Annotated in this window: 22 protein-coding genes and 1 pseudogene; all 23 read left to right on the forward strand. The window is 29.1% G+C overall.

Features of this window, described 5'->3' with window-relative positions:
- The first annotated feature begins 59 nt into the window (after positions 1 to 59).
- The 23 genes and pseudogenes from WAO56_RS09175 to WAO56_RS09285 all read left to right on the forward strand — a co-directional run bounded on the left by WAO56_RS09175 (position 60) and on the right by WAO56_RS09285 (position 20844).
- Entirely contained in the window at positions 60 to 299 is a 240-nt protein-coding gene (locus WAO56_RS09175) for a FeoA family protein (protein WP_422144119.1), read from the forward strand.
- Positions 299 to 2131, forward strand: a complete 1833-nt coding sequence (locus WAO56_RS09180) for a FeoB small GTPase domain-containing protein (RefSeq protein WP_422144120.1) — start codon at positions 299 to 301, stop codon at positions 2129 to 2131. Before WAO56_RS09175 ends, WAO56_RS09180 begins: the two co-directional genes overlap by 1 nt.
- Positions 2128 to 2709, forward strand: coding sequence for a nicotianamine synthase family protein (locus tag WAO56_RS09185; protein WP_422144121.1), 582 nt, complete (start codon positions 2128 to 2130; stop codon positions 2707 to 2709). Before WAO56_RS09180 ends, WAO56_RS09185 begins: the two co-directional genes overlap by 4 nt.
- Complete coding sequence (locus WAO56_RS09190; protein WP_422144122.1) at positions 2690 to 3712, forward strand: lysylphosphatidylglycerol synthase transmembrane domain-containing protein; 1023 nt, start codon at positions 2690 to 2692, stop codon at positions 3710 to 3712. Before WAO56_RS09185 ends, WAO56_RS09190 begins: the two co-directional genes overlap by 20 nt.
- Positions 3666 to 4253, forward strand: coding sequence for a CDP-alcohol phosphatidyltransferase family protein (locus WAO56_RS09195; RefSeq protein ID WP_422144123.1), 588 nt, complete (start codon positions 3666 to 3668; stop codon positions 4251 to 4253). The genes WAO56_RS09190 and WAO56_RS09195 overlap by 47 nt, the downstream gene beginning before the upstream one ends.
- A 92-nt stretch (positions 4254 to 4345) precedes the next feature.
- Entirely contained in the window at positions 4346 to 5443 is a 1098-nt protein-coding gene (locus WAO56_RS09200) for an HAD-IA family hydrolase (RefSeq protein ID WP_422144124.1), read from the forward strand.
- Positions 5444 to 5500: 57 nt separating this feature from the next.
- Complete coding sequence (locus tag WAO56_RS09205; RefSeq protein ID WP_422144125.1) at positions 5501 to 5743, forward strand: RNA-binding S4 domain-containing protein; 243 nt, start codon at positions 5501 to 5503, stop codon at positions 5741 to 5743.
- The gene (locus tag WAO56_RS09210) at positions 5744 to 6082 is read left to right on the forward strand and encodes an FtsB family cell division protein (RefSeq protein WP_422144126.1); all 339 of its coding nucleotides are present in this window, start codon (positions 5744 to 5746) and stop codon (positions 6080 to 6082) included.
- 84 nt (positions 6083 to 6166) lie between these two features.
- On the forward strand, positions 6167 to 6565 hold the full coding sequence (locus tag WAO56_RS09215) for a S1 RNA-binding domain-containing protein (protein WP_422144127.1): 399 nt from the start codon (positions 6167 to 6169) through the stop codon (positions 6563 to 6565).
- Positions 6566 to 6599: 34 nt separating this feature from the next.
- On the forward strand, positions 6600 to 7958 hold the full coding sequence (gene tilS / locus WAO56_RS09220) for a tRNA lysidine(34) synthetase TilS (protein ID WP_422144128.1): 1359 nt from the start codon (positions 6600 to 6602) through the stop codon (positions 7956 to 7958).
- Positions 7951 to 8502: a hypoxanthine phosphoribosyltransferase gene (gene hpt / locus WAO56_RS09225; RefSeq protein ID WP_422144129.1), complete on the forward strand. Its 552-nt coding sequence runs from the start codon at positions 7951 to 7953 to the stop codon at positions 8500 to 8502. The genes tilS and hpt overlap by 8 nt, the downstream gene beginning before the upstream one ends.
- A gap of 23 nt (positions 8503 to 8525) precedes the next feature.
- Positions 8526 to 10454 carry an ATP-dependent zinc metalloprotease FtsH gene (gene ftsH, locus WAO56_RS09230; protein WP_422144130.1) on the forward strand — a complete coding sequence of 643 codons (1929 nt, stop codon included), beginning with the start codon at positions 8526 to 8528 and terminating at the stop codon, positions 10452 to 10454.
- The gene (locus tag WAO56_RS09235; RefSeq protein ID WP_422146332.1) at positions 10455 to 10946 is read left to right on the forward strand and encodes a DUF5673 domain-containing protein; all 492 of its coding nucleotides are present in this window, start codon (positions 10455 to 10457) and stop codon (positions 10944 to 10946) included.
- Positions 10947 to 11063: 117 nt separating this feature from the next.
- Positions 11064 to 11849, forward strand: coding sequence for a type III pantothenate kinase (locus WAO56_RS09240; RefSeq protein ID WP_422144148.1), 786 nt, complete (start codon positions 11064 to 11066; stop codon positions 11847 to 11849).
- Positions 11821 to 12819 (forward strand): tRNA dihydrouridine synthase DusB, encoded by a 999-nt coding sequence (gene dusB, locus WAO56_RS09245; protein ID WP_422144132.1) that lies wholly within the window; start codon positions 11821 to 11823, stop codon positions 12817 to 12819. The genes WAO56_RS09240 and dusB overlap by 29 nt, the downstream gene beginning before the upstream one ends.
- Positions 12797 to 13303 (forward strand): hypothetical protein, encoded by a 507-nt coding sequence (locus WAO56_RS09250; protein ID WP_422144133.1) that lies wholly within the window; start codon positions 12797 to 12799, stop codon positions 13301 to 13303. The genes dusB and WAO56_RS09250 overlap by 23 nt, the downstream gene beginning before the upstream one ends.
- A 95-nt stretch (positions 13304 to 13398) precedes the next feature.
- Entirely contained in the window at positions 13399 to 13875 is a 477-nt protein-coding gene (greA, locus tag WAO56_RS09255) for a transcription elongation factor GreA (protein WP_422144134.1), read from the forward strand.
- Between the two features lie 2 nt (positions 13876 to 13877).
- Positions 13878 to 15353, forward strand: a pseudogene (gene lysS, locus WAO56_RS09260) (lysine--tRNA ligase); the annotation flags it as partial.
- A 595-nt stretch (positions 15354 to 15948) separates the two neighbouring features.
- Complete coding sequence (locus tag WAO56_RS09265) at positions 15949 to 17154, forward strand: DegT/DnrJ/EryC1/StrS family aminotransferase (RefSeq protein WP_422144135.1); 1206 nt, start codon at positions 15949 to 15951, stop codon at positions 17152 to 17154.
- The gene (locus tag WAO56_RS09270; protein WP_422144136.1) at positions 17138 to 17827 is read left to right on the forward strand and encodes a sugar transferase; all 690 of its coding nucleotides are present in this window, start codon (positions 17138 to 17140) and stop codon (positions 17825 to 17827) included. The genes WAO56_RS09265 and WAO56_RS09270 overlap by 17 nt, the downstream gene beginning before the upstream one ends.
- Positions 17820 to 19070, forward strand: a complete 1251-nt coding sequence (locus WAO56_RS09275) for a glycosyltransferase family 4 protein (protein WP_422144137.1) — start codon at positions 17820 to 17822, stop codon at positions 19068 to 19070. Before WAO56_RS09270 ends, WAO56_RS09275 begins: the two co-directional genes overlap by 8 nt.
- Before the next feature lie 8 nt (positions 19071 to 19078).
- A complete protein-coding gene (locus tag WAO56_RS09280) occupies positions 19079 to 20266 on the forward strand; it encodes a DegT/DnrJ/EryC1/StrS family aminotransferase (protein WP_422144138.1) in 1188 nt (395 codons plus the stop codon).
- Positions 20266 to 20844 carry a DapH/DapD/GlmU-related protein gene (locus tag WAO56_RS09285; RefSeq protein ID WP_422144139.1) on the forward strand — a complete coding sequence of 193 codons (579 nt, stop codon included), beginning with the start codon at positions 20266 to 20268 and terminating at the stop codon, positions 20842 to 20844. The genes WAO56_RS09280 and WAO56_RS09285 overlap by 1 nt, the downstream gene beginning before the upstream one ends.
- Positions 20845 to 20846 lie beyond the last annotated feature (2 nt).

Below are 20846 nucleotides of genomic sequence, written 5' to 3' on the forward strand. Positions count from 1 at the left end.
TACCTTGTGGAACTATTTTTTTTATACCTAAATTTATATCTATAATATAGGAGGATTTTATGAGTAGAAAGAAAACTAATCCTAATAGTTTATATAATGTTAAAGCAAATAATAATTATGTAATAGATAAGGTGCCAAATGCAAATTTACTTCCTTGTCTAGGCATATATCCAAAAAGCATAGTTTCAAAAAAATATCGTTATAGATTGGGCGGACCGGTAATTTTAGTAACTGGTAATAGAGAAGTAGCTATTGGAAAGGATATAGCAGAAAATATTATTGTTAGTGAGGTTAAATAATGAGTATCGATAGTGAAAATATAGAAAAAAATAAAAAAATAAGGGCAGGGACAGAACACAAGCATTTACTTTTAATGGGTGGACCTAATGTCGGCAAAAGTGTTTTTTTCTCTGAATTAACAGGTGTTTATGTTGTAAGCTCAAACTATACAGGAACGACTGTATCATTTATGGAAGGTGATATTGAATTAGAAGATGGTAAACACTACCATTTAATAGATGTACCTGGTACATATACAATGAGTGCAACATCTGAAGCTGAAGAGGTTGCTATTCATTTTATGGAGGCTGAGCCAATAGCTGTTCTTTTTGTATTAGACTCTACAAATTTAGAGGGTGGGTTAAGATTGGCTTTAGAATTAAGAAAGTATAAGGTGCCAATTGTATATGCTTTAAATATGATGGATGTAGCTAGTAGAAAGGGAATAGAAATTAATATTCCATTACTTTCACAAAAATTAGGTGGGCCTGTTATTCCTACAGTAGCTGTTAAAAAACAAGGCTTTGATGATATAAAAGTAGCCTTACAAGGAGCAATTGATGGTAAAATAATTTGTCCTGAACCGCTGGAGTGTCCACCGTGTAAGGAAATGGATAAACTAGAGGAAAAAGCAACTAATAATAAGGATTATGGCGAAGTTTATTGGGAAGAAGCAAAAAAAATAGCTAGGGAAGTAACATCAACGAAAAAAGAATCTCCTAGTTTTGTAGATAAATTAGGAAAAGCAATGATGAAACCCTGGCCTGGAATACCATTGGCAATTTTAATAATAGGTTTATCCTTAGGGGTAGTTGTTGGTGGTGGAAAGGCTTTAAGAGCTGTTGCTTTGCTACCATTGGTTAATGACATAATAGTTCCATTTTTCAGAAGTATTTTTACAGCTATTTTATCACCAGGTATGTTACAAAATATTATGATTGGTGAATATGGTGTTTTTGTAATATTTTTTGAATGGGTAGTAGCTTTGATTATGCCCTATGTAATTTTATTCTATGTAGTGTTTTCCTTCTTAGAAGATTCAGGTTACCTACCTAGATTAGCAGTATTATTTGATGGCTTAATGAGAAAGTTAGGTATTCAGGGCGGTAGTTTAATTAATATAATGCTAGGCTTTGGCTGTGCTGTTCCAGCAATTATAGGAACAAGAACAGCTACAACTAGAAAAGAAAGACTAATGGTTACAACAATGATTTGTTTTGCCATACCCTGTATTTCACAAACCGGTGCTTTAATTGCTTTAGTTGGGGATTATTCTATATTTATGTTATTAGGCATTGTTTTAATGACCTTATTAATTTTTATTATAGTTGGATTAATTACAAAAAGATTGTTTAAAGGCAAGGTAGATCCTTTAATTATAGAAGTTCCTAATTTACTAATTCCGGAGAGAAAAGCATATTGGACAAAATTAAAAGTTAGATTAAAGAGTTTTATATTTGAAGCTGAAGGACCTATGTTAATAGCTATTGTAATAGCAGCAGTTTTAAAAGAAAGTGGTTTATTGGATATTATAGCTAGAGTTTTAGAACCTATTATGTCCGGTTGGTTAGGTATGCCAAAAGAATCTGTAATAGTTTTAATTTTAGGTATTGTTAGAAGGGAAATGGCAGTTGCTCCATTACTAGAAATGAATTTAACTACTTTACAAATGTTTACTGGAGCAATGGTAGGTATGTTATATTTACCATGTTTGTCTGTTTTTGGTATTTTAGCCAAAGAATTTAATGCAAAAGTAGCAATAGGAATAACCCTTAGTACAATTTTCACTGCATTATTTGTAGGAGGACTAATAAACCATATAGGAACATTTCTTTTAGGAGTTTTGGGATGATAATTTCTTCCTGTACACAAAAAATAGAATATTTAGCTTCAAAAAATTTCTTAATATACAAAATAGTGGAAAAGTATTATAAAAACATGGTTAAAAGAGAAGTAAGATTAGCAGAAATATCCTCCAAAGACAGAGTTTTAGTCATTGGAGGAGGGCCATGCCCGTATACGGGAATTCTTATACATCAATTAACAAAAGCCAATGTAACGATTATAGATAATGTTGAAAATTGTGTAAAATATTCTACTGAACTAATTAATAAAATGGGTTTAAATAAAAATGTAAATATTATTTTACAAGATGGTTTAGATATAGATACAAGTAAATTTAATGTACTTCATATAGCCTTACAAATTACTCCTAAAAAAAGAGTTATTGAATGTTTAAAGAAAACAGCTAAAAAAGGCACTAGAATTCTTGTAAGAATACCTAAGGAATCTTTAAATAGACTATATTCGCCTATAGAAAAAGATTTTTCTACTAATAGTAGAAATGCAAGGCATAATTTGTTAAGTAATGTTGGGAAAACTGCCTTGCACACAGTTGGAGGAGAAATTTTTGAAAAACAAATGGCTTAAAAGAATTTTAATTGTAACTATGGTGATTTTAGGAATATGTCTTATAGCTACTTCTAATTTTAAAGAAATAATATATAGTTTAAGGGAAATAAAACCTTCAATATTATTTATAATAATTTTTTTACAAATTATAACAGAAATTCTTTTAATATTTCAGTGGTATAAAATTTCAAAATTAATGGGATTACCGGTTAATTTTTTTAAAATGATGATTATTAACGCCAAAGGTAATATTATGGATTCTGTTACTCCAGGAGCTAAAGTTGGAGGGGAATTTTTAAGAGGATTATTATTTAAAGAAAAATTAGGCTATACGACAAATCAGTCTATTTCACTTATAGCAATACAAAAGATAATCAGTGTCGGGTCTTTAGTTACTATGGGATTATTGGCCCTATTGTTTACTCCTAAGGATTTGTTATTTTTAAACAATAAGGGATTAAAGTATGTTCTTGTAACTGTTCTTAGTATCTTAGTTTTGTTTTTTATTACTTTAATTATATATCCTAAAAAAATAGTGGATTTGTTTAATAGAAAAAAAAGTAATAATAAATGGCTTAACATGATAAAAAAATGGACATATGAATTTTCTGAGCATATATTAAAAATTCAAGGTAATAAAAAAGCTTTAGTATTTCAATTTACTTTATCGACTTTAATTTGGATGATATTTCCAATTAAATTAATAATTTTAGTTTCAACATTTGGTTTAAAAATAAATATTTTAGGTCTTTTTGCAACTACATTAATTTCTTATGTTATTGGGATGATTCCTTTACTTCCAGGAGGACTTGGAAGTTTTGAAATGACTATGAGTGGTTTATTGATAATGATGGGTTTAACAACAGAGCAAAGTTTAATAACATCTGTAACTTTTAGATTTGTTACATTTTGGTTTGTTGTATTATTAAGTCTTTTAGTATCGGCAGTTGGTTCAATTAGAGAGAGGGGTAAACATGAAAAAGAAAAAACCAATAAGCAAATGGAAAGAACAACTACCTAATACACTTACTACTATTAATTTAACAATGGGAATACTGGCAATATTTTTATTAATAGGAGATTTTACTGTTAATACAAGGAGAATATCCTGTTTATTAATTTTTGTTGGAATGGTTGCAGATGCACTTGACGGTAAAGTTGCTAGAGCCTTAGGAGTTGACTCGGAAATGGGAAAACAATTAGACTCTTTTGCCGATAGCATTACCTTTGGTCTAGCTCCAATGATAATTTTATATTCTTTTAAAGAACTTCAAACCCACAATGTTTTATTTCTAGCTATAATAATTTATCCATTAGCTGGAGTATACCGATTAGCTAGATATAACCTAGGTGACTTTAGTGATTTCTTTTTAGGATTACCAATTACTGCTGCAGGTTCAATTGTAGCCTTATATTGTTTGCTCTTATCCTTTAGCATAAATATATTTGGAAATGAATTAGCACCATTTACAGCTTTAATAATATTTATCTTATCGGGCTTAATGGTTAGTACAGTTTCAGTTCCTAGGTTAGGCACTAAGAAAAAAGAGGTGATAGATTAACTTATTAAAGTATTTAGTTAAGAGGAATAATATCCTCTTTTTTATTTGTACCTTCATATGATAGAATAGTATTAGGATATGGAGGGATATTTATGATAAAAGGTGTTATTTTTGATATGGATGGTGTTTTAATAAATAGTGAGGTTTATTATTTTGATGCTTTTATTAAAATGCTAGAGGACGATGGTAAAAAAGTTGATGTTGATAATTTTAAAACCATTGTAGGAAAATCCCATGAAGATTCTATAGCTATGCTAGGGGAATATTATGATGGTGATTTTGATGAAAATGCCTTCTTTGAAAAATTTGATCGTATATACAGGGGAGAAAATTTTAATTATAAAGATCTTTTATTTCCATATGTAGCACCATTATTAAGTACATTAAAAGAACAAGGATATAAAATCGCTTTAGCTTCATCATCGTTAAGAGACTCTATATTTAGAGCAATAAGAGAATCTAATATTGAAAGTTATTTTGAAGCTATTTCAAGTGGTGAAGATTTTGACAAATCTAAACCTCATCCTGAAATTTATTTAACTACTGCAAAAAAATTAGGATTACAACCAAGTGAATGTATAGCAATAGAGGATTCTTTTTATGGAATAAAATCTGCTAAAACTGCTGGCATGAAGGTTATTGCAAGAAAAGATGAAGATTTTGATATTAATCAAGAAAGTGCAGACTTTATAGTAAGAAATTTAATTACAATACCTACTATTTTAGATATTATAAATAGAAATAACAACGGTTTTGAATATAAAATATTTAATTACGGGTCTAAATTATATTTAAAGAATTTGTTTTTAAGAAATGAAGCTTTGAAAAAAGTTACTAATGTAAATATATTTAATACCAAACTTACTGACGAGAAAGATGATGTTCATTTTGGCATTTTCAATAAAGATGAGATTGTTTCTGCTGTTACAATTTCAGAAAAAGAAAAAAATCATATTGCCCAAATAAAATCTGTAGTTGTTAATGAAAAATATAGAAGTAATGGAATTGGGACAGATATAATGAAATCATCAGAAATGTTGTGTAAATCCTTAGGTTATAAAAAAATATATTTAAAAGCAAATGAAAGTAGACTTAGATTTTTTAAAAAACTAGGCTATAATTTTACTTCAGAAGGTTATATATTACCATTAACGAACTCTATACATTTTGATATGTATAAAAATATTTAATGTTTTAGCTTTCTTATTATGTTATACTATTTTAAAGATGTATTTTAGAGGTATATTATGCGAATCGATAAATTTTTAAAAAATTCAAGAATAATAAAAAGAAGAACCGTTGCGAAAGAAGCTTGTGATGGTGGAAGGGTATCTATTAACAACAAAGTAGCAAAATCTGGCGATACTGTTAAAGTAGGAGATATTATCGAAGTAAGATTTGGTACTGGAGAATTAAAAGTAGTAGTTAAGGAAATAATAGATAATCCTAAAAAAAATCAAGCTGCTGAGATGATTGAAAAGGTAGAATAAATGGAAAGAAGAACTTACAAAAAAGAAATAAAAAAAAGAAAAGAAAGCAATAAAAGATTTATTGGCTTTATAATAATTTTAATTATAATATCTTCTTTATATTTTACATCTACTTTCATTAAGCAAATAGGTGATTATAATAGATTAAATAAAGAGCTAAATGACCTAGTAAGTGAGAAGGAATCTTTAGAAAATGAAATATCAGAATTGAAAAATACCTATAAAGAAGTTGATACTCCTGAGTTTGTTGAGAAAATGGCAAGGGATAAGTTAGGTATGGTTAAATCTGATGAATATATTGTAAAATACAAGACAGAAAAATCAAATAAAGAACAATAAGTAAATAATGGCATTTATTGACATAAATGACTATTTAGAATATAATTTTAGGAGTAAAAAATTTTTAGGAGGAAGTTATAATCTATGTCGATTTCAGTAGGAGATATAGTTGAAGGAAAGGTAACAGGAATTACAAAATTTGGAGCTTTTGTTACTTTGGAAGATGGTAGTAATGGTTTAGTACATATTTCTGAGATATCTAATGAATATGTAGAAAAAGTTGAGGATTTTGTTAAGAAAGATGACAATGTAAAAGTTAAGGTACTTTCTACAAAAGATGGAAAGATAAGTCTATCTATGAAAACAACCTCAAAAAAGGTAAAACAACCTGAAGAATTTACAATAAAGGTAGAAGACTCAGAAAGTAACGACATGTCTTTTGAGGATAAAATGTCTAAATTTTTGAAAGATAGTAATGAGCGTTACGTGGAAATAAGGACTAGGGAGAATAAAAGAAAGCGCCATAGATCAAAGAATTATTAATAAACCGGATTTATCCGGTTTTCTTTTTTTAGATATGATTATAAATAAAGTAGAAAATTTTATAGAGAAAAAAAATTTAATATCATTTGGAGATAAGATCATAGTAGGCTTTTCAGGAGGTCCAGATTCTGTTTTTCTCTTATATTTATTAAACAGTATAAGGGATAAATATAATCTGGAACTTGTTGCTGTCCATATTAACCATTTAATTAGGGAAAATGATGCAGGAAAGGATGAGGAATTTTCTAGGGAATTTGCCAATAGGTTAAATATAAAATTTGTATCCTATAAAAAGGATGTTGTTTCCTTTGCAAAAGAAAAGGGGTTATCAGTAGAAGATGCCGGTAGACGTATTAGATATAATATATTTAATAGGGAGGCAAAGAAACTAGGAACTAATACAAAAATAGCAGTAGGTCACCATAAGGATGATTTAGTTGAAACTATTTTTTTGAATTTTTTAAGAGGTTCTGGTAGTAATGGACTAGTAGGAATAGAGGAAAAAAACGAAAATATTATACGTCCTATTTTGTCTATAGAAAAGTCTGAAATTCTTAATTTCTTAAAAGCAAATAGTGTTCCCTATGTAGAGGACTATACTAACTTAGAAAACGATTATAGAAGAAATAAAATTAGAAATGAATTAATTCCCTATATAAAGGAAAATTTTAACCCTAATATAATTAATACTTTAACTAATATGTCTAACATTATTAAATCCGAACAGGAATTTATTGAAGAATACACTGATTCTTTAAACATAATAAAAAAGGTTAATAATAACTTTTATTTAAATATTGAAAAGTTAAAAAAACAATCTAAAGCTATACAAAGAAATCTGGTAATAAAATCCTATGAAAGATTAAATGGAAATAGGAAGGACTTATCCTTTGAAAATATAGAGGATATTCTAGATTTAGTATATAAGAAAAACTCAAGTTTTGAAATAAAAAACTATAGAATATATAATTATAACAATAACATTGTTTTTGCAATAAAAGAAGAAAAAATCTATAAGAAAATAGATTATAAAATAAATGAAGAAATCCTATTTAACAATTATAAAATAAAAAGTCAGCTAGTTGAAAATACTGGAAACTTGCATTCAAATTCAAAAACTGCGTATTTTAATCCTGAAATTTTAAAGGGGAATTTAACTATACGAAGTAGAGAAATTGGTGATACAATTAAGTTAGAGGGATTTACAAAAAAAATCAAGGATATATTTATTAATGAGAAAATAAATAAATACGATAGAGACTCAATACCTATATTAGTAGTAAATAATGAAATATTATGGCTAATGGGAATTCGAAGAAGTAGTCTATATAAAATTAATAAAAATATGAATAAAGTATTAAAAATATCAGTTGAGAGGATAGTAAATGGTTAAAAAAGTAGATATTTATAAAGAAATTTTAGTATCTGAAGAAGAATTAGACAAAAGATTAAATGAACTAGCAGAGGAAATAACAGAGTGTTATAAAAATTCCGATAAGGAACTATTAGTAGTGGGAATTTTAAGAGGTGCGGTAATTTTTATGACCAATCTTGTAACTAGACTTGACTTAGACTTAACTATGGATTTTATGGCAGTTTCTAGTTATGGCAGCTCTTCTGTTTCTTCAGGTGTAGTTAGAATTTTAAAAGATTTAGAAGATGATATAAAAAATAAGGATGTTTTAATTGTAGAAGATATAATTGATACAGGATTAACATTACATTATTTAACTAAAAACTTAAGAGATAGAGGTGCTAATTCTATAAAAATTGCCACATTATTAGACAAGCCTGACAGAAGAAAAGTAAATGTAGATGTGGATTTTGTTGGTTTTAAAATTCCTGATGAATTTGTTGTTGGATATGGTTTAGACTATGACCAAAAATATAGAAACTTACCATTTATTGCAGCTCTAAAAGAAGAAGTTTACTCTTAAGAATACAATAGGGAGGATATGGTTTGAAAAAAACTTATAAAAATATATTTTATTATATTGGACCTATTCTGGTAATTATACTAATCATGTCTTTTTTACAAAAGAATATAACAGGAACAAAGGAAATAAGTGTAAATACCTTTATAGAATATATAAATTCTGAGAAAATTGTAGAAGTATCTAATGAAGGTAATTATTATAGAGGTAAATTAAAGGACGATAGTCTTTTTGAAATATATTTACCTGATAATATAGGAAATACCTTCTACGACGAATACTTGAAAAAGCCTATAGAAAACAAGGATATTATTTTAAATACAGCACCGCCACAGGATACTAATTGGATTTTTAATTGGTTACCTATATTCTTTATTGTAATTATTATGGTAGCATTTTTCTATTTATTAATGTCCCAAGCTCAGAGTAAGGGTGGAAGCTCTACTATGAATTTTGGTAAAAACAGGGCAAAACTATCGAAAAATGATACCTCTGTTACCTTTAAGGACGTGGCAGGGTTAAAGGAAGAAAAGGAAGAGTTAATGGAAGTAGTTGACTTTCTTAAAAGTCCTAAAAAATATATTGCCTTAGGAGCGAGAATACCTAAAGGAATCTTATTAGTAGGACCTCCAGGAACAGGTAAAACATATTTGTCAAAGGCTGTTGCAGGAGAAGCAGGAGTTCCTTTCTTTAGTATTTCAGGTTCCGACTTTGTTGAAATGTATGTAGGGGTAGGAGCTTCAAGAGTTAGGGACTTATTTAAAGATGCTAAGAAGAATTCACCTTGTATAATTTTTATTGATGAAATAGATGCTGTTGGACGAAGAAGAGGAGCCGGAATGGGTGGCGGCCATGATGAGAGAGAACAGACCTTAAACCAGCTATTAGTTGAAATGGATGGCTTTGGTAAAAATGAAGGCGTTATTGTTATGGCAGCAACTAATAGACCGGACATATTAGACCCGGCTATTTTACGACCAGGTAGGTTTGACAGACAAGTTTATATTGGTATACCAGATGTTCGTGAAAGAGAAGCTATGTTAGAGGTTCATACTAGAAATAAAATATTGGACCCGGATGTAGATTTAGGAAATATTGCAAAAACAACCTCAGGATTTACACCGGCAGATTTAGAAAATCTGTGTAATGAAGCTGCTTTATTAGCTGCTAGAAATAATTTAAAAAGTATTTCCAGGGAAATATTTGAAGAAGCGGCAATAAAGGTAGTTGCAGGACCAGCTAAAAAATCTGCAGTAGTAATTGAAAAGGAAAGGGTCTTAACAGCCTATCATGAAGCAGGTCATGCAATAGTTTCACGACTACTACCAGATACAGACCCAGTTCATATGATATCTATAGTACCAAGAGGTAGAGCAGGAGGTTTTACAGCTTATACACCGGAAGAAGATAGAAGTTATAAAACCAAAAATGAAATGAAACATGAATTAATTATGTTATTAGGTGGTCGTTCTGCAGAGCATTTAATCTTAGATGATATTTCAACAGGTGCTAGTAATGACATAGAAAGAGCTACTAAAATTGCTAGAGCTATGGTAACTAAGTATGGAATGAGTGAAAAGTTAGGTCCTATATTATATGATTCTGAAGATGATGAAGTATTTATGGGAAGGGATTTTGGAAGAGCGAAACATTATTCAGAGGAAGTTGCATCTGCAATTGATGAGGAAGTAAAAAGACTTATTGATGAAGCCTTTGAAAAATGTTTAAAACTTCTTGAAAATAATATAGACTTACTTCATAAATTAGCAAAGGTTCTTTTAGAAGAAGAAACAATTGATGCAGTTAAATTTGAAGAAATATACCAGGAATATTTAAAAAATGGTGGAGAACAACCGCCGGAGTTATTGCAGACTGTGCAAGAAACAGAAAAAAGTATTAAAGATGTATTAGACAATGAAGAAATTTTAAATAATGAAGAAGTAAGGGATGAATAAATGAATTTTACACAAGTTTTACAGGTTTTATATGTAATAATTTTATTGTTTATTTTAAAGCAAATCTATAATGCTATAAATACAAAAAGAAGAATAGATGGTAAAATAATTGCTGTTTATATGCCAAAATCCAGAGTAGTTATGGCAATAGCTGCAGGATTACTTGCAATGATGGGAGCTTTTTCCGTTTTTGCAAAAGATTATTTTGGATTAGTCTATATTGCTGCTGGTTTAGGATTTGGTTATTTAACAATGGAAAAGATTTTAGTTTATGACACTGGTTTATACTATAGTGGTAGATTTGATAAATGGGAAGATATAAAAAAATGGTCCTATGATAATTCAGCAAATCTATTAGAAATAGAAACTACTAGACTAGGCAACAAGGCTAATAGAACAATACCACTTAAATTTGAAGACAAGGACGAAATTCTTACTATTATAAAAAGTAAAAAGAATAAGAAAAAAGGTAAGTCTAAAAAAAAATCATAGAAAACTATGGTTTTTTTCTTTTTAAAGAAATTAAGAAATATTAGTGTGATATAATAAGAAGAATATTTATAACGATTATATTAAATAATTACTTAATTTAGATAGGAGGCGTTTTATATTTTACTGGTTATTGATGTTGGAAACACAAATATAGTCTATGGTGTATATGTAGGGGAGGAGCTGGTTTTTGACTGGAGAACTTCTTCTGATAAAAATAAAACATCTGACGAATATGGACTATTGTTTAAAGATTTTTTTGATTTTGCAACTTTAGATATAGAACAATTAAAGGATATTATTATTTCATCTGTAGTTCCTAATTTAATGCATACCATATCAGTGGCATGTTCAAAATATTTAGGAAAGGAACCGATAATAGTATCAAATGATATTGATTTAGGAATTAAGAATTTATATAAAAATCCAAATGAAGTTGGAACAGACAGACTTGTAACAGCTGTTGGAGCCTATGAAAAATATGGTGGTCCAAGTATTATAGTGGATATAGGAACTGCTATAACCTTGGATTATATTAACAAAAATGGTGAATACATAGGTGGTATTATAGCACCAGGTATTGAAATTTCCGCAGATGCCTTATTTAATAAAACTGCTAAGCTTCCTAAAATAGATATTGATATTCCTAAAAGAGTTATTGGAAAATCCACAAGGGAAAGTATGCAGTCCGGTTTAGTATTTGGATTTATTGGACTAATAGACAGTTTAATTGAAAGGATTTTAGAATCTGAAAATTTAACTAAGGATGACGTTAGAATTATTGGAACAGGTGGTTTTGCTGCCTTAATTAGTCATAATAGTAAGTATATAGAATTAGTTGATAAAATGTTGACTATGGAAGGTTTAAAATTAATTTATGAAAGAAATCAAAAGAGTCCCTATTAAAATAGGGGAATTAGAAATTGAGAATAATATTTTCATGGCACCTTTAGCAGGAATTACCGATGCTGCCTTTAGAGAAATAGTTACAGAAATGGGTTCAGGTTTAAATTTCACGGAAATGGTATCGGCAAAGGGCTTATATTATAAGGACAAGGGAACAAATAGGCTTCTAAAAATCTCCAATAGGGAAACTACTTTAGGAGTTCAAATTTTTGGAAATGATCCTTATATAATGTCAGAAGTAGTTAAAAGATATATTAATGAAAATGAAAGAGTAGCAATGGTGGATATTAATATGGGATGTCCTGCACCTAAAATAGTTAAAAATGGTGAAGGTTCTGCATTAATGAAGGATTTATCATTGGCAGGAGAAATTATTAAGGCTGTTGTAAAGGCTTCAGAAAAGGAAGTATCTGTTAAATTTAGACTAGGATGGGATGAAAATAATATTAACTATATAGAACTAGGTAAAATTGCTGAAGGAAATGGTGTTTCCATGGTAACGTTACATCCTAGGACCAGAAAGGCATATTATTCAGGTAAGGCGGATTGGGAGGCTATTAGACAATTAAAGGAAGTCTTAACTATACCTGTAATTGGTAATGGTGACTTAAATTCCTGTAATGATATTGAAAATATGTTTGAGTTAACAAAATGTAATGGAGTTTCTTTAGCAAGAGGTGCTTTACAAAATCCGTTTTTGTTTACTAGAACAAATTATAGTCCAACATTAAGGGAAATAATTGAATTAATAAAAAAACACTATGCCCTAAAAATTAATTTAATTGGAGAAAGAGTTGCTATAAAAGAAATGAGAAAACATGTAGCATGGTATTTAAAGGGACAAAGAAATTCAAATAGTTTAAAAAATGAAATCAATACCTTAAATGATTTAGATAAAATATTTGAAAAGCTAGATTTGTTTCTAGAGTCAAGTAATGAGGTGGAAAATGTTAATTTATTTGTCAATTAGTATAGTAGCTTTATTTTTTATAATTAAAAGACTACTTTTAGCCAAAAATCCTATTTATATATTTAAAACAAATTTTAGAAATGATAGAATTATAGAGTTATTAGTTATTTTTATATGTGCAATAGTTGGAATTACAAATATTATAAATAATTATTTTGTACACGATACTTTTGAAACTACTAATTTTATTATATTCTCACTTGTAATACTAATATTAGTAATATTGTCTATTTTAGAATATAACAAGAAACAAATTGGAATTTATGAAAATGGACTGATTTTAAAAAGTCAATTTTACAAGTGGGATAAAATATATACTTATAGATTAAAGAAACTAGGGGGAAATAAAACTAAGTTTTCTTTTTATTTCTATGATAGTATGGATGAAAAAAAGTTAACTATTTCATCTTTAAATCTTACAGATGAGGAATGTGAAAAAATAGTTGAAGCTATTGGTGAAAATATAGATCCAAGTTTAAACTAAAGGGTTAATCTTGACTTTAAAGACCAATAAGAATATAATTTAAATAATGCGCGAAAGTATATTCTTTCGCTAATTATTTTTTAAGGAGCAATGAAATGTCAGAAAAAGAATTTCTTCTTACTAAAGAAGGCTATAATAAACTCGAAGAAGAATTAGAATTTTTAAAAACTGTTAGAAGAAAAGAAGTTGCAGATAAAATAAAAGTAGCAAGAGGTTTTGGTGACTTGTCAGAAAATGCTGAATATGATGAAGCTAAAAATGAACAAGCCCAAGTTGAAGATAGAATCCTTGTTTTAGAGCATATGCTTATAAATGCTAAAATAATAGAAGAGTCAGAAATTAAAACAGATGCTGTTGGAGCCGGATCTACAATTATTCTTAAGGATTTATCAGATGGAGAAGTTGAAGAATATACAATTGTTGGTTCAGCAGAATCCGATCCTTTTAATGGGAAAATATCAAATGAATCACCTGTAGGACAAGCTTGTCTAGGTATGAAAAAAGGTGATACAGTTACTGTAGTAACAAATGGTGGAACATTTAATTATGAAATTATGGAAATTAAGAGGTAGAAATGGAAGAACAAAATCTTAATGAAATGCTTCTTATTAGAAGAGAAAAACTAAAAAAACTTGTTGAGGAAGGAAAAGACCCTCATAAAATAGAAAATTTTAAAGATGCTATTTATGCTAAAACTATAAAGGATAACTATAGTGAATTTGAAGAAAAAAGTGTAAGAGTATCTGGTCGTATAATGACTAAAAGAGGTCATGGAAAAGTTAGCTTTATGGATTTACAAGATTCTACTGGTAGAATTCAACTATTTAATAGAATGAATGATATTGGAGAAGAAGAATATGAAGCTGTAAAAACTTTAGATATTGGTGATATTGTTGGAGTAGAAGGAGAAATTTTTACAACAAAAACCGGTGAAATAAGTGTAAGAACTAAAAAAATAACATTATTAACGAAATCTTTACAAATACTACCAGAAAAATGGCATGGATTAAAGGATACAGATTTAAGATACAGACAAAGATATGTTGATTTAATAGTAAATCCTGAAATTAAAGATGTATTTGTTACAAGAAGTAAAATTATTTCTGCTATAAGAAAATTCCTAGATGGTAGGGGATTTTTAGAAGTGGAAACTCCAATATTAAATACTATAGCAGGTGGAGCAAATGCTAGACCATTTATTACTCATCACAATACATTAGATATTGATATGTATTTAAGAATTGCCAACGAGTTATTTTTAAAAAGACTAATTGTTGGTGGATTTGACAAAGTATATGAAATGGGACGTATGTTTAGAAATGAAGGAATGGACCATAGCCATAATCCTGAATATACAGCAATTGAGTTATATCAAGCCTATGGTGATTATGAAGATATGATGGATATAACTGAAAATATGGTATCAACAATAGCTCAAGAAGTTCTTGGAACAATGAAGGTAAATTATCAAGGAACTGAACTTGACTTTACACCACCATGGAAAAGAATAACTATGGTAGATGCAATTAAGGAATACTCTGGTGTAGACTTTAATACTATTGAAACTGCTGAAGAAGCAATGAAAATTGCAAAGGAAAAAGAAGTGGAAATAGATGAAGATCTTACAAGAGGAGAAATAATATCAGAATTCTTTGAAGCTTTTTGTGAAGACCATTTAATTCAACCGACATTTGTAATTAAGCATCCTGTTGAAGTAAGTCCATTAGCTAAAAGAGATCCTGAAGATCCAAGATTTACTCAAAGATTTGAAGCCTTTGTATATGGTAATGAACTTGCTAATGCTTTCAGTGAATTAAATGATGCAATAGATCAAAAACAAAGATTTGAAAAACAAGTTGAGGCAAGAGAAAAAGGTGACGAAGAAGCTCAAATGATGGATTATGATTTCATCAATGCTTTAGAAATAGGTCTACCACCTACAGGTGGTTTAGGGATAGGAGTAGATAGACTTGTTATGTTACTAACCAACCAGTCTTCAATAAGAGATGTCTTATTGTTCCCAACAATGAAGCCAGTAGGAATTGAAAAGGAAAATATTGAAGAGTAAGACAGCATATGTCTTACTTTTTTTATGACCTAACAGAAATCTCTGATTTCGTCGTAGGTCAGATCCAGCGAACCCCAAATCTCGGATTTGGTGGTGAAGTCGTATTATGACCTAACAGAAATCTTTGATTTCGTCGTAGGTCAGATGCAGTCTAGTCCAAAACTTGTTTTGGCAAACTAAGTTGTATTATGACCTAACAGAAATCTTCGATTACGTCGTAGGTCAGCAGATCCTTGAAGCCAAATATAAAATTTGGGTACGGAGTTGCATAGAACCTGTTAACAAATCAAGATTAGAACTAGGTTCTTAAGATGCAGTCTAGTCCAAAACTTGTTTTTGGCTAACTAAGTATTCTAGGGTTAAAAGTACATATAATTAAATTTTAGTTTTATAGGTAGCAGTAATATGTTAAAAAAATGGAAACTTGACTTATAAACTAAGTTGAATTATTATTTGATAGATTTAGAAAATCTATTGGAAAATTAAAATATTTTATTGAAATTTTATTATGATTTGGAAAAGTCATTTAAGTGTTTTATACTATATTAGAGAATTATAATTACAATTAGGAGGATATATGAATATACCTTTTTCTCCACCAGATATTACACAACTTGAAATTGATGAAGTTGTCGATACATTAAAATCTGGTTGGATTACAACTGGACTAAAAACAAAAAAATTAGAAAAACTAATTACAGAATATATAAATGTAGATGGAACTATATGTTTGAATTCAGCTACTGCAGCAATGGAAACAGCCTTAAGACTTTTAGGAATAGGCAAAGGCGATGAAGTTATTACATCGGCATATACCTACACTGCATCAGCTAGTGTAATTAACCATGTTGGTGCTAAAATAGTTTTAGTTGACACCTTGGAAGATAGTTTCATGATGGATTATGACAAATTAAATGATTTAATAACTGAAAAAACCAAAGCTATTATTCCGGTAGACATTGCTGGGGTTCCTGTTGATTATGATAAATTAAAAGAAATTATTTTAAATAATAAATATAAGTTTAAACCTAATTCTGATATTCAAGAACTTTTAGGTAGAATAGCTATAGTATCAGATAATGCTCATTCCTTAGGTTCTACTTATAAAAACAGGAAAACAGGCGAGGATTCTGATTTTTCCAATTTTTCATTCCATGCTGTAAAGAATTTTACAACAGGAGAAGGTGGCTCTTTGTCATGGAAAACCATAGAAGGAATTACCAATGAAGAAATTTACAAGAGACTTCAGTTATTAACTTTACATGGACAAAATAAAGATGCATTATCAAAGACTAAATTAGGCTCATGGGAATATGACATTATTGGTTTAAACTATAAATACAATATGCCAGATATTACTGCAGCTATTGGTCTTGCACAGTTTAAACGATACGATAGCCTACTTAAAAGAAGAAAAGAAATAATAAAACAGTATGATGAATCTTTTAAAAATACTATAATAGAACCTTTAAAACACAGTAGTGAAAATTACAACAGTAATGGGCATTTATACTTAACTAGAGTAAAGGGTATTAATGAGGAAGAAAGAAATACTATAATAGAAAAACTAGCAGAAAAAGGCATATCAGCTAATGTACATTATAAGCCTTTACCTATGCTTACAGCCTATAAGGAACTAGGATTTAAGATAGAGGATTTCCCTAATGCATATAACCAATATAAAAATGAAATTACTTTGCCCCTACATACTTTACTAACAGATGAAGAGGTAAAATATGTTGCAGATAATTTTAAGGAAATAGTAAATGAATTCACTCGATAATATAAAAGAACCTATTTTGTATTCTAAAACAGTAGATGAAATTTTAGAAAGTAAAAAAATACAGTTTTTTTTAAAGAGAACTTTTGATATTGTTGCTTCAACTATAGGTTTATTAATTTTAGGGATTCCATTAGCAATAATTGCTTTAATAATTAAAATTACTTCTGAAGGACCTGTCTTTTATAGACAAACTAGAGTTGGTAAGAATAATAGGGATTTTAAAATTTTTAAATTTAGAACTATGATAGTTGATGCCGATAAAAAAGGTATGCTAATTACAGTAGGAGAAGATAAGAGAATTACAAAAATTGGAAAATTTCTAAGAAAGACTAAGTTAGATGAGTTACCTCAATTAATAAATGTTTTTATAGGCAATATGAGTTTTGTAGGGCCTAGACCAGAAGTTAGAAAATATGTTGAATTATACGATGATTTTCAAAGAAATGTACTAAAGATTAAACCGGGTATTACAGATTTAGCATCTATTAAATATAGAGATGAATCAACATTATTAGGGAAAAGTGAAAATCCTGAAAAAACATATATAGAAGAAATTATGCCGATTAAGTTAAATATTAATTTAGAGTATATAACAAAAATATCATTACTTTATGATATAAAATTAATATTTTTAACATTATTTAGGATAATTGGGAAAGGTGAAAATGAGTAAAGATATAAAAAATATATGGATAATTAACCACTATGCAGATCCACCAAATATTGGTAAGTTTAATAGACATTATAATTTTGCTAAAAACTTGATAGAAAGAGGATATAATGTTAAAATATTCACAGCGTCAACAATTCATACTACACCAATTAATATGATAACAAATGGTAGTAAGTATAAAGTAGACTATTATAATGGCGTAGAATATGTTTTTATAAAAACCAGCACCTATGATAATAGTGATTATAAAAGGGTATTGAATATTCTTCAATATTTTATTAAGGTGCCTTTTGTTACAAAAAAATTTGGTAAACCAGATTTGGTTTTTGCATCTTCACCCCATCCTTTAACTTGGATAGCAGCACAAAGAGTTGCAAAAAGAACAGGTGCTTATTTTGTAACAGAAACAAGGGACTTATGGCCAGAAACTTTTGTTGCTATGGGTAAAATGAAAAAAAATAGTATACCAGCGAAAATCTTGTATAAAATTGAAAGAAAGATGTTTGAAGCTTCTGACAGATTGGTTTTTACAATGCCTGGTGGGGCAGATTATGTTAGAGAAATAGGACTGGATCCGTCGAAAGCTGACTATATTAACAATGGTATAGTATTGAAGAATTTCTATAACGATGTAAAAAACAATAATTTTATTGATGAGGATTTATCAAACCCGAATATTTTTAAAGTTGTTTTTACAGGAGCAATAGGAAGGGCTAATGATTTAGGAAGATTTATTAGAGCCTTTGAAATAATAAAAAAAGAAGGCTATGATGATATTAAATTTTTAATTTTTGGTGACAGAGGCGAAAAAGAAGAACTAGAAGCCTACTGTAAAGAAAAGGGAATAGAAAATGTAATCTTCAAAGGCAGAGTTAATAAAAGTGAAGTTCCTTCAATTTTAACTCAATCGGACTTACAGGTATTATCCTTAGCAAATCTACCTAGCTTATTTAAATATGGATTAAGTCCAAATAAATTGTTTGAATATTTGGCTGCAGGAAAGCCTGTAATTTCAAATGGTGAATGTGGATATGATCTTTTAGAAGAAAATAAATGTGGAAAGACTGTAAAAGGCGATTCAATAGAAGATATGGCAAATGGAATTCTGTTCTTCTATGATCTGTTTAAAAATAACAGAGAAGAATACGATGTTTATTGTGAAAATGCCTTAAATCTAGTAAAAGAGTTTGATTTTTCTGTTTTAACAGATAGACTTGAAGATACTTTTAGAAAAATAAAATAGGAGGAAATATGAATATTTCTTTAATTGATTTAAAAAGACAGTATAAGACAATAAAAGAAGAGTCGGACAAGGCTGTCTTAGAGGTTTTAAATAATGCTCAATATATTATGGGTGAAAATGTAAAATCCTTTGAAAAAGAATTTTCGGAATTTTTAGGTGTAAAAAACTCCATATCTGTAGGCAATGGTACAGATGCCTTAATAATTGCCTTAAGAGCATTGGGAATTGGTCATGGAGATGAGGTTATAACAACGAGTTATACCTTCTTTGCAACAGCTGAGGCAATTAGCTATGTTGGAGCTAGACCGGTATTTGTTGATGTAGATATAGATACTTATAATATAGATACAAAATTAATAGAAGAAAAAATTAATAGCAAAACAAAGGCTATTATTGCAGTTCATATTTTCGGAAATCCATGTAATATGGATGAAATAAACAAAATAGCGAAGAGACATTCACTTTTTGTTATAGAAGATGCTGCTCAAGCAGTTGCGTCAGAATTTAAGGGTAAACAAATAGGAAGTTTATCTGACCTAGCTTGTTTCTCATTTTTTCCGACAAAAAATCTAGGCTGTGCTGGTGATGGTGGTATGATAGTTACTAACAATGATGAGCTAGCAACTATTGTAAAGGCATTAAGGGTACATGGTTCTGGAGAAAATGGACTTAGGGCCTATAATATATTAAATAATATAGATGAGGAAGTAGAAGAGGATAAATCTACCGATAATACTGTTTACAATCCTTTAAAATACTATAACTATATAATAGGACAAAATTCAAGACTAGATGAATTACAGGCTGCTCTTTTAAGAATAAAATTAAGAAAATTAGACGAGTGGACAAATAATAGAATCAAAAATGCAAAACTATATAGTGAAGGATTAAAGGATACTGATTTAGTTACTCCTGTAACTGAAAAAGATGGAAAGCATGTATATCATCTTTATATATTACAATCTGAAAGAAGAGAAGAACTATGTAATTTCTTAAAGACTAAGGGAATAGCTACTGGTATCTACTATCCAGTTCCAATGCACTTACAAAAAGTTTTTAAGCCTTTAGGCTACAAAGAAGGAGACTGTCCTAATGCAGAGTATTTATCTAAGCGAACTTTTGCACTACCTATGTTTCCGGAACTAGAAGCTGAAGAAATAAATTATATTATTAATGCTGTTAAGGAGTTTAATTAATGTCAGATTATTTTGTTCATGAATCAAGCTATGTAGACGAAGGTAGTAAAATAGGAGCTGGGACAAAAATTTGGCACTTTTCACATATTATGCCAGGGTGTATAATAGGAGAGAATTGTAATATTGGACAAAATGTTGTTATTTCTCCAGGTGTAAAATTAGGAGATAAGGTAAAAGTTCAAAACAATGTTTCAGTATATACAGGTGTTGAATGTGAAGAAGGTGTCTTCTTAGGACCATCATGTGTTTTTACAAATGTAATAAACCCTAGATCTTTAATAGAAAAAAAAGATGAATACAAAAAAACTCTTTTAAAAAAGGGAGCATCAATAGGTGCCAATGCTACAATTGTTTGTGGTAATACTATTGGGAGATTTGCCCTTGTTGGAGCAGGAGCTGTAGTCACTAAAGATATTGGTGACTATGAATTAGTAGTAGGTAATCCTGCTAGGAAAATAGGTTATGTTTGTGAATGTGGTGAAAGATTAGAAGAGTCATCTAATTCAGATAAATATAAATGCAATATTTGTGGTAAAATATATAGGTTAAAAGATAATACTTTAGAAGAAGAGGAGTAATC

Origin of the sequence: Miniphocaeibacter sp., from assembly GCF_049276255.1 — a bacterium.
Classification (GTDB): domain Bacteria; phylum Bacillota; class Clostridia; order Tissierellales; family Peptoniphilaceae; genus Miniphocaeibacter.

Bases quoted from the DNA above. Each gene is read 5' to 3' on its own strand.
- WAO56_RS09195 (WP_422144123.1), top strand. From the start codon at position 3,666: ATGAAAAAGAAAAAACCAATAAGCAAATGGAAAGAACAACTACCTAAT.
- WAO56_RS09285 (WP_422144139.1), top strand. From the start codon at position 20,266: ATGTCAGATTATTTTGTTCATGAATCAAGCTATGTAGACGAAGGTAGT.
- WAO56_RS09265 (WP_422144135.1), top strand. From the start codon at position 15,949: ATGAATATACCTTTTTCTCCACCAGATATTACACAACTTGAAATTGAT.
- hpt (WP_422144129.1), top strand. From the start codon at position 7,951: ATGGTTAAAAAAGTAGATATTTATAAAGAAATTTTAGTATCTGAAGAA.
- WAO56_RS09180 (WP_422144120.1), top strand. From the start codon at position 299: ATGAGTATCGATAGTGAAAATATAGAAAAAAATAAAAAAATAAGGGCA.
- WAO56_RS09185 (WP_422144121.1), top strand. From the start codon at position 2,128: ATGATAATTTCTTCCTGTACACAAAAAATAGAATATTTAGCTTCAAAA.
- WAO56_RS09270 (WP_422144136.1), top strand. From the start codon at position 17,138: ATGAATTCACTCGATAATATAAAAGAACCTATTTTGTATTCTAAAACA.
- WAO56_RS09210 (WP_422144126.1), top strand. From the start codon at position 5,744: ATGGAAAGAAGAACTTACAAAAAAGAAATAAAAAAAAGAAAAGAAAGC.
- tilS (WP_422144128.1), top strand. From the start codon at position 6,600: ATGATTATAAATAAAGTAGAAAATTTTATAGAGAAAAAAAATTTAATA.
- dusB (WP_422144132.1), top strand. From the start codon at position 11,821: ATGAAAGAAATCAAAAGAGTCCCTATTAAAATAGGGGAATTAGAAATT.
- WAO56_RS09275 (WP_422144137.1), top strand. From the start codon at position 17,820: ATGAGTAAAGATATAAAAAATATATGGATAATTAACCACTATGCAGAT.
- WAO56_RS09250 (WP_422144133.1), top strand. From the start codon at position 12,797: ATGTTAATTTATTTGTCAATTAGTATAGTAGCTTTATTTTTTATAATT.
- greA (WP_422144134.1), top strand. From the start codon at position 13,399: ATGTCAGAAAAAGAATTTCTTCTTACTAAAGAAGGCTATAATAAACTC.
- WAO56_RS09200 (WP_422144124.1), top strand. From the start codon at position 4,346: ATGATAAAAGGTGTTATTTTTGATATGGATGGTGTTTTAATAAATAGT.
- WAO56_RS09280 (WP_422144138.1), top strand. From the start codon at position 19,079: ATGAATATTTCTTTAATTGATTTAAAAAGACAGTATAAGACAATAAAA.
- WAO56_RS09175 (WP_422144119.1), top strand. From the start codon at position 60: ATGAGTAGAAAGAAAACTAATCCTAATAGTTTATATAATGTTAAAGCA.
- WAO56_RS09215 (WP_422144127.1), top strand. From the start codon at position 6,167: ATGTCGATTTCAGTAGGAGATATAGTTGAAGGAAAGGTAACAGGAATT.
- WAO56_RS09235 (WP_422146332.1), top strand. From the start codon at position 10,455: ATGAATTTTACACAAGTTTTACAGGTTTTATATGTAATAATTTTATTG.
- WAO56_RS09205 (WP_422144125.1), top strand. From the start codon at position 5,501: ATGCGAATCGATAAATTTTTAAAAAATTCAAGAATAATAAAAAGAAGA.